The sequence below is a fragment of the Bradyrhizobium sp. 23 genome (assembly GCF_023073295.1).
Taxonomy (GTDB): domain Bacteria; phylum Pseudomonadota; class Alphaproteobacteria; order Rhizobiales; family Xanthobacteraceae; genus Bradyrhizobium; species Bradyrhizobium canariense_D.
This window is the reverse complement of the sequence record NZ_JADPJF010000103.1, coordinates 428,162-435,463: the sequence shown is the minus strand read 5'-3', so window position 1 is coordinate 435,463 and position 7,302 is coordinate 428,162. Positions and strand designations below refer to the sequence as shown.

Here is a 7,302-nt window from a genome sequence, read left to right as displayed (position 1 = left end):
CAAAAGGCCAATTCGGGGATTGACGGCTTGCAGCCGTCGATGCAGGGAGCGCTGGGTGACCGGAAGCGCGGAATCGGCGGCAAGCCCCGATTGAGCCGGTCGTGGATGATCTTCTCCAGATCCTTCTTCACCTGCTCCCAATCGCGGCTGTTGAGGCCATCGACGTCGGCGGACGGAAGCGGCACGTACAGCATGCTGACGGGGCTGGGACGTTCGATCGCGCGCTGGTCGGCCGACGCGGACGAGACGTATCCTGCGACGGCGATCGTCAGAACGCTTGTCGCGAGTATCGATGTTTTGGACATGATCGTAGTTCCTCGTTCGTTGAGATGCATTCGTTGGGGCCACGGGCTCCAACACCGATGTTGTGGCAATTCGCGCTCGAAAAATCGCGAGGGTGCATCGGGGGCTCGGTCGAACGTGCCCCCGATGAAAAAAGCACCCGGGAATTTGTCCCCCGGGTGCCTTGACCTTTGTGAGAAGCAACGAGGCGGAAGAGAATATCTCCGCCTTTCGCTTTAGTAGCGGAAGCCGAAGCCGACGCCGGTCTGATAGCCGCCGCCGAAATTGCCGCCGACGTAGCCGCCGGCGTTCGTGTTGCCGCTGCGCGAACTCCAGTTCGCGCCGACCTGGCCGCCGTTCGCGCCGAGGGGCACGGCGTACCCGGCCACGCCGCCGGGTGCCGCGCGCGGCGACATGTTGTCGGGCGCGCCGGTGAAGCCGGGCCGCAGGTCGACCGCACGCTGGTCGGCCGAGGCGGGCGAGATGACGCTCGAGATGACGACGGCGAAGGCGCTCGCCGCGAAGATAGCTTTCTTGGACATTGTCCTAACTCCCGATTTTTGAGACACGTTCGTTAAGGCCGTCACCGGCCAGAACACCGCTGTTGTGGCGATACGCGTGCGATAAATCGCGGGGGAGCAGGACGGGTTGGGTCGACAGTAGCCCCCAACGAAAAGCACCCGGGGGATCTCCCCCCGGGTGCTGAAGTCGAGTCGGTCCGGTTGCCTCAGACGGCGCGCGTCAGCGTTCCCGCGCGCGAATCCGCTTGGACAGGATTTACGCCGAGCTTAGGAACACCGAACAACGCAACTGCGACCAGCAGCGCAAGAACCAGATATCGCATTTTCATCTCCTTATTTCGCCTTCAATTGCCGGTAAAAGGGTGGCCTTGGCGGCTTGACGGAATCCGCTTCATGCGGCGCGTCAAGACGCCTCGTCGCCGCCTGCGCGAAGGATGTGCGCGAGCTTGGTGTAGTATTCGCTGTACCGAAGCCAGATCTGCTTGTGAAAGGCCATCAGGACCAGCCCGGCCGAGATCCGGAAGCCGGCATGGTAATTGTTGCCGGCCTTGGATTTCTTGATTTCCTCGACGAAGCGCCACAGTCCGAGGTCCGCCATGGGGTAGAGCGTTTCGTCGCGAAGCTTGTCGCGATAATCCTCGTTCTTCTTCTTTTGGGTCTTTGGGTTGTAGATGTCGTTCGCGAGCTCCTGCAGGCTGACGATTTCGGAAGTCTCCCCTTCCAGAGCGCGGCGGATGAGCTTCTTGTGACCCTTGATGGTCTTTTCGTCGCAGGCGATGTCGAGCCAGCTCTCCATGTTGTTGCCTTGCATCGCGGTGCCGCTCGCCTCGCTGCAGGGCGTCATGAGACGGACGATCGGATCCACGCCGCCCCAAAGAAAGTCCCGCAGCCCGTCGAGCTGCTGCAAGGCCAATTCGTAGTTGTCCCAGCGCACTTGCGCGGGATCGAGCCGTACAACCAGCTTCCCGAAGCTGTCGCGGACCTTCTCAGCGTACTCGGGCGTGAAGTATTGGGACTTGGCGAGCGCACCGAACGCTTCGCCAAGAGCGCCTTCTTCCAATGACAGATCCGGTTTCGGTGAACGTTCGAAAGGGGCGTTCATGGTGCAAGGATCTCCCTGGTAAAAGATCAGATAATTGTCGAATTGCGACCAAGCGAGGGCAATCGATGAGGGGGAGGGGTAGACTACGCCCCCTTTCGTCGCCCCCTTGCGGAGTCGATCGGACCACCTATGGCGCCACGAACTTTTGGATTGGAGGAAGGCCTCCACGCTCCTGGAGCCGGCCGAGGCCGGTCTGCGATGAGAGCGTAGGCTAGGCCGACTTTCGCCGAGGCTTGGCTGTCGATTTCTTTGCGGTCGGCGGCTTATCCTGTCGAGCCTGCGGCGTAAGTGTTTCTTGAACGGCGGCGACCGTTTGCGATCGAGTGCGATACGCTAATTCTGACACTCTCTTCGCCAGACTGAGATCCACGCAAGGCACCTGCGGAATCTTGTTTCCGGGGAAGGAGATCGGCTGTGTCGGACAAGGATGCGAAGCACTCGGATTTGGTGCAGATCACCAAACAGAGCAAGGATATCAGCAAGGTCTACGGGCGCAACCGGGGAGCATTTCTAACGGCCTGGCTGGCTCATGTGGCGACCCGTGGTCAACCCGTCGTCAACCCGTTGTGCGGCCGGGATGGCTTGTCGTCTTGGGCGGCATCCTCGTCAGTCTGTGGAAGATGTGGCCGGCTCGACGGGGCCGTACGTTGTCTTCAACGCCCCTGCAACGATCTGGTCCATGGACAGCTCGGTATCGGGAAAGAGGTAGAGCATGTGAACGCAGCCACGGCCCAGGGCCTTTCGGGCGAACTCGATTCCGAATCCCGCGGTCACCTTTGCGCCGGCACTATCGTTCGAATAGAGCTCGTTCTGGGCCGTCCGCGAAAACGCCATGGGGAGAGAGTGCGCCTGATTGGAGAGATATTTGTACATGCCGCGGGTAAGCTGGTCTCCCCATCCGAAAGTCAACATGGCCTCATGCCGGCCCTCGATATACATGTCGTTGCCCTCGAGCAGTTTCTTCCGCCGCTTCTCGGGTAACGTCAGAAAGAACGTGTTCTCCGCCACCATCTTAGTCGCGTATTCCAACTGCTGGTCTTTCAACTCCATGTCGAACTTGAATTCGATGGACTTGAGGAAAGAAGTCCGGTTGACCAGTTCGTGAAGGATGAACAACCGCTTGCGGCAGTCCCATTCATCTGCAGGAATGTTCACGTCGCCGATGTAGAGCATTACCGAGATGCACTCGATCAGCGCCCGACATAGGATGGTTATGGAAGCATGGTCGAGCCACTGCGCATTGCCGAATCCCGTCGGAAGCGGGTTGAAGGTATTTTCGATCGTCTTCGACATCACGCAGGCCCGGACGAATAGCCACGACGCGTAGCCGCGGATCTCGCCCACATCCCGGACGCCGATGGCATTGCCGACGGTCGTCGCATGCTGGACGATGCCCCGGAACTTCGTGCATTCGCCGCGAAAGAACTCGGCTTCGGCCGCGTATTCAGGTTTCTTCTTCACTGTGGATGGTCGACTCGAAGGTTGGGAAGACCGTATCAATCGGCCGAAGCATCAACTTCGTCAATCCAAGTCCCCGCGGCGTTGCCAGAAAATTCCTCAGTTTGATAGTTGCGTCGAGTTCTTTGCGCGCACGCGTTTCCCGAATCAGCGGGGAAATCGGTTCCTGCAGCGCTGCGCGCAAATCTACGACGACGCGAACGCATTTCTTTCTTCAGAAAGCTTCGTCAGTTTGGCGCGATGGGCCGATCAGAATGACGGAATTAGGCGCAAACTCGTGGCGCGATCCGATGGCTTGTTCTTTGCGTACGATCTCAATCAGGGCATGACACTGTTGCCCCTGCCTGATCTTGATGAAGCGCTGCTGGATTGTGTTTGGGAATATCGGCGGGCGAGCTAGTTCGTGTTCTTTGCGGCGGCAAGCCTCGGCTGTAGCCTGAAGAGTCGGCGCCCGGCACTGCCAGGATTCACGTTAAGCAAACCGTCTACATTGTTGATCTTCGGCGCGTGGGAGTGGCCGGAAACAATGACATCGACGCCCGCATCTACGGGATCGATCTCAAGCGCGTTGAGATCGTGCAGAACGTAGAACAGCCGCCCGGCGAAGCCGCACGAACTCGGTTTCGGCAAATTCGGTGGCCCACCCGCCTGTATCCACGTTGCCTTTGATCGCCTTGACGGGGGCAATGCTCCGCAGCGCGGTAATGATCTCGGGATCGCCAATGTCGCCGCAGTGAATGATGTGATCGACATGGGCCAGCGCGCGCAGCGCCTCCGGCCTGAGCAGGCCGTGCGTATCCGAGATGATGCCAATGGTGAAGTCCATGAAGTTCCCCGGTTGAGCAAGTCGGCATCGAACTTCTGCTGCGACGCCGGTGCCCGGGAATCAACCGCGGAGGCCGACTTCTGCCGGTGGCCCGCCGCCGCCCCGCCGCTTCCCGCGATTTACGACTCGACTCAAACGTTCTTGTTATGTTCTAATCTCTCATGACCGACCGCCCTGCCAGCTGGCGCTTTCCCACCATGAAGCAAATCCAAAAACTTGCATCCAACTTCAGCGGCGATCAAAAATCCCCGCCAGCGCCCGCCCTAGGACCGGCAGACGACCTTCCAGTCGACTACTGGCGGGCGCTATTGGACGATTCGGGCGCCGAGGCGCGACCGAGCGGCTCCGGAGCGGCGCTGCGGCTGAGCCAAATTCCCCAGCATTTACTGCGGGTGGGCTGCCGCCGCTGCGGTCGTGCCGTCGAGATCCAGACGGTAGATGCCACCCGGCTGTACGGTCCCGACGCGATCTGGCGGGACGTCGGCCAACGCCTCCTAGACAACACGTGCTCCCAGCGGACAGGGCGACATGAGGAAGACGGCTGCTGGCCGGCGTACGACGTGCCCTAGCCGGCGAACGGCCATGGCACCGAAGCATCACCCGACGCCGCTTTCCGGAGGCGACCGCAAAGCGCTCGCCAAGGAGCTCGGCCGCGCCCGCGCGATGACGACGATCCTCGCTGCGCAATCCCAGGAAGCCAGAACCAAGGGCAAGTCCCTGATCCGGACGGCGGACAAGCTTCTTGCGGAAAGCTGGAACGAGCGCATGTGGTCGGACGGCGAGCCGATCGATCCGTCACTGACGATCGACCAGGCGATCAACGGCGGCTACCCATGGCTTGAAATCGAGTGCTCCCGCTGCAGGACGAAGCGGGACGTCGACTTGGCCGCGCTACCCCATCCGTCGACCACCTTCGTCCACGACCTGGCGAGCCGGCTCCGCTGCGGCAAGTGCGCGAAGGCCAATCGTCGGCCGGCGGCGACGCTGCTACAGTTGGCGCAGCGCCCTCGCCAGGCCGCTCCGGAGACCTGACGAGATGTGCAACCTGTATTCGATCACCACCAACCAGGCTGCCATCAGCGCGCTGTTCCGCGTCGTCAACCGGTACGTCGGCAACCTTGCGCCGATGCCGGGGGTGTTTCCGGACTACAAGGCACCGATCGTCCGGACCGCCGCCGGCGGCCGGGAACTCGCGACCGCGCGATGGGGCATGCCGTCGTCTGCGCAAGCGCTCTTGGTAGCGACGAAGAAGCGCGCCGCGAAGCTGGAGGCTAAGGGCAAGCCCGTCGACTTCAAGCAGTTGCTCCGGATGGAGCCGGATTCCGGAACCACGAACATCCGCAACGTGACGTCCAAGCACTGGACCCGATGGCTCGGTCCGGAGCACCGCTGCGTGGTGCCGTTCAACTCGTTCAGCGAGTTCAACAAGGCCGAGGGTGGCGACATCTGGTTCGCGCTCGATGAGAGCCGTCCGCTCGCCTGCTTCGCCGGCATCTGGACCGAGTGGACGTCGGTGCGCAAGGTGAAGGAAGGCGAGACGACCAACGACCTCTTCGCGTTCCTGACGACTGAGCCGAACGCCGAAGTCGGCGCCATCCATCCGAAGGCGATGCCGGTGATCCTGACGACGCCCGACGAGGTCGAAACCTGGATGACGGCACCGGCGGACGAAGCCTTGCAGCTGCAACGGCCGCTTCCGGACGGGACGCTCCGGATCGTCGCCCGCGGCGTGAAGGAAGACCCTTCGCCGGCGACGTAACATTCTCCACAGGCCGCGGAACACGTGGACAAGCCAGAGCCTTGCCGTTTGGGAATCCCTGACCCGTGCTAACCGCGCGGAACGAGCAGGAGGGCGGAAGGATTCGTCCCGGCAGGAGCGATCTCGATGCTGATGACGAAGGAACGACGGCCGGCGATCCGTACGCTGCGAGGGTGGGCGATCAACGTGCTGCAGGAGGCGGGTGCCATCCACGAATGCGAGGAGCACGGCTGGGCCAAGGACCGCGCCGACCCGCATTCGCGCGAGCATGCGTTGAATATCGCAAGGGAGGAGCCGCCGGACGGCTTGTCTCCGGATCAGGCCGCAGCAGAAGTTCGCGAGGTCCTGGATTCGATCGGCGACAGCTGCCCGGAATGTCCGCCCGAGCTCGGGTAAGCCTCGGACGCGGATCGCCGGAAGCTGCCGATCAGCCCGCCTCCTGTGCTGTCCTCATATTCGAGCTCGGCGCAACGATGCCATGCTTCAAGGACCGAAAAGAATTTCGTAGCCGCGTATTCCTCCAAGCGCCGCGGCAAGTCCCGTCAACAAGAACGCGATCCAAAACAGTGCCGCTCGTGGAAGGCGCGTGAACAAGGAAAGCCCGATCGTGGTCAATAGGCCCAAGGCGACCACCATGAGAGCGAGGCTATAGCCGGGTCCGCCGGGAGAACGGGCCCAACCGGCCAGGGCGCTCCCGAGCGTCTGATGGATCGTCCCTATCGGCCAGAAGAATAACTCGTCGACTGGATGTTCGGTGAGAGCAGCGAATCCTCCACTCTCGCGGTAGCAAATCACGAGCGTGAGCACCAGCAAGGGGACGATCTGCAGCGTCGCAGCGGGCTCCCCAACGCCCAACGCAGTGTCAATGGTTCGCGCCAATACCGCGCCGAGTACGCTCGCCACGAACATCCCCGACCAGAACGTGACGAGCCGAAAACGTAGTGCTGCCGCCCGCAACGCGAGCACGGTCGCAAAGCAGGATACCAATGCAATGATCACGCGTCCGGAGCGATGGAAGTAGATCCCGTTCAGCACCTCGCCCAGAATCCCGCCGACCCCCGCGACGAGCAACCTGGTTGTCCAGAACCAGATCGCGATCGACGGGACCGCGACGGTCCCCTTCGAGCACCCCCAATCGCGCGACGACGCTCCTTTCATGCCGCCGTACATCGCCAAGCCCGGTCTCCATTACAATCCAACGACGCGGCAAGGACAAGACCGTTCGCCTCAGCGCGGTCGTCCGCCGCCGGGCAGTCGCACGCATTGCGAGCGACTGCCCGAACGGCAGAAAGCTCAATTCTTCAGAGAGGCGGCGGCGTGAGCATTGGATGCGGCGCTCGAGGAAGATGCGCGG

General features: G+C 61.9%; 11 protein-coding genes. 4 read left to right on the top strand and 7 right to left on the bottom strand.

Features of this window, described 5'->3' with window-relative positions; all coding sequences use genetic code 11:
* The 4 genes from IVB32_RS27095 to IVB32_RS27080 form a co-directional block, all read right to left on the bottom strand.
* Positions 1-305 (bottom strand): hypothetical protein (locus IVB32_RS27095; protein WP_247411918.1); only part of this gene is annotated, 305 nt, incomplete at its 3' end.
* 213 nt (positions 306-518) lie between these two features.
* Positions 519-824: a hypothetical protein gene (locus tag IVB32_RS27090; protein ID WP_247411916.1), complete on the bottom strand. Its 306-nt coding sequence runs from the start codon at positions 822-824 to the stop codon at positions 519-521.
* 382 nt (positions 825-1,206) lie between these two features.
* Positions 1,207-1,905, bottom strand: a complete 699-nt coding sequence (locus tag IVB32_RS27085) for a hypothetical protein (RefSeq protein ID WP_247411914.1) — start codon at positions 1,903-1,905, stop codon at positions 1,207-1,209.
* Between the two features lie 606 nt (positions 1,906-2,511).
* Complete coding sequence (locus IVB32_RS27080; RefSeq protein WP_247411912.1) at positions 2,512-3,366, bottom strand: hypothetical protein; 855 nt, start codon at positions 3,364-3,366, stop codon at positions 2,512-2,514.
* A 1-nt stretch (position 3,367) separates the two neighbouring features.
* Here IVB32_RS27080 and IVB32_RS27075 point away from each other — a divergent pair, with 1 nt between their 5' ends.
* Positions 3,368-3,763 (top strand): hypothetical protein, encoded by a 396-nt coding sequence (locus IVB32_RS27075; RefSeq protein ID WP_247411910.1) that lies wholly within the window; start codon positions 3,368-3,370, stop codon positions 3,761-3,763.
* Here IVB32_RS27075 and IVB32_RS43105 read toward each other — a convergent pair.
* Together IVB32_RS43105 and IVB32_RS27070 are read right to left on the bottom strand one after the other, a co-directional pair.
* Positions 3,760-3,993 (bottom strand): metallophosphoesterase family protein, encoded by a 234-nt coding sequence (locus IVB32_RS43105; protein ID WP_346659282.1) that lies wholly within the window; start codon positions 3,991-3,993, stop codon positions 3,760-3,762. The two genes, IVB32_RS27075 and IVB32_RS43105, sit on opposite strands and share 4 nt — an antisense overlap.
* Positions 3,923-4,189, bottom strand: coding sequence for a metallophosphoesterase family protein (locus IVB32_RS27070; RefSeq protein WP_346659281.1), 267 nt, complete (start codon positions 4,187-4,189; stop codon positions 3,923-3,925). Before IVB32_RS27070 ends, IVB32_RS43105 begins: the two co-directional genes overlap by 71 nt.
* 582 nt (positions 4,190-4,771) lie before the next feature.
* Between IVB32_RS27070 and IVB32_RS27060 the strand changes: the two genes are divergently transcribed.
* The 3 genes from IVB32_RS27060 (at position 4,772) to IVB32_RS27050 (ending at position 6,344) form a co-directional block, all read left to right on the top strand.
* The gene (locus tag IVB32_RS27060) at positions 4,772-5,221 is read left to right on the top strand and encodes a hypothetical protein (protein ID WP_247411905.1); all 450 of its coding nucleotides are present in this window, start codon (positions 4,772-4,774) and stop codon (positions 5,219-5,221) included.
* A gap of 4 nt (positions 5,222-5,225) precedes the next feature.
* Positions 5,226-5,948 (top strand): SOS response-associated peptidase family protein, encoded by a 723-nt coding sequence (locus IVB32_RS27055; protein ID WP_247411903.1) that lies wholly within the window; start codon positions 5,226-5,228, stop codon positions 5,946-5,948.
* A 126-nt stretch (positions 5,949-6,074) separates the two neighbouring features.
* Complete coding sequence (locus tag IVB32_RS27050; protein WP_247411900.1) at positions 6,075-6,344, top strand: hypothetical protein; 270 nt, start codon at positions 6,075-6,077, stop codon at positions 6,342-6,344.
* Between the two features lie 87 nt (positions 6,345-6,431).
* On the opposite strand, the gene IVB32_RS27045 is transcribed toward IVB32_RS27050, so the two are convergent.
* Positions 6,432-7,124 (bottom strand): hypothetical protein, encoded by a 693-nt coding sequence (locus IVB32_RS27045; RefSeq protein WP_247411898.1) that lies wholly within the window; start codon positions 7,122-7,124, stop codon positions 6,432-6,434.
* Positions 7,125-7,302 lie beyond the last annotated feature (178 nt).